This is a genomic window from Oleiphilus sp. HI0079 (assembly GCF_001635105.1).
Genome location: NZ_LWFT01000433.1, coordinates 1 through 284, shown reverse-complemented (window position 1 = coordinate 284; position 284 = coordinate 1). Strand labels below are relative to the sequence as shown.

The window sequence follows — 284 nt, the reverse complement described above, 5'->3', positions numbered from 1 at the left end:
TATCTGACTTTGAATAATCGAGAATGTGTGGCAAAACAATTGAGTTCGCTAGTCCATGAGGTGTTGCGTAGAGGGCGCCAAAATTGTGAGCGATCGCATGAACATAGCCGACACCTGCTTTCGTGAAAGCAAGGCCTGCATAGTATGAGGCCATCGCCATGTTTTGGCGGGCTTCTAAGTTTTTGCCGTCATGAACTGCAGTCTCTAAGTTCTCCATGATGAGCTTGGTGGCGGCAAGCGCGTAGCTTCGTGTTTCATCTGTCGCATTGGTTGAAATATAAGAC

General features: G+C 47.5%; 1 protein-coding gene. It reads right to left on the bottom strand.

Annotation, left to right across the window (positions count from 1 at the left end; all coding sequences use genetic code 11):
• Positions 1 to 284, bottom strand: a 284-nt coding sequence (locus A3750_RS05695) for an iron-containing alcohol dehydrogenase (RefSeq protein ID WP_156498435.1), incomplete at both ends; no start/stop codon positions are given.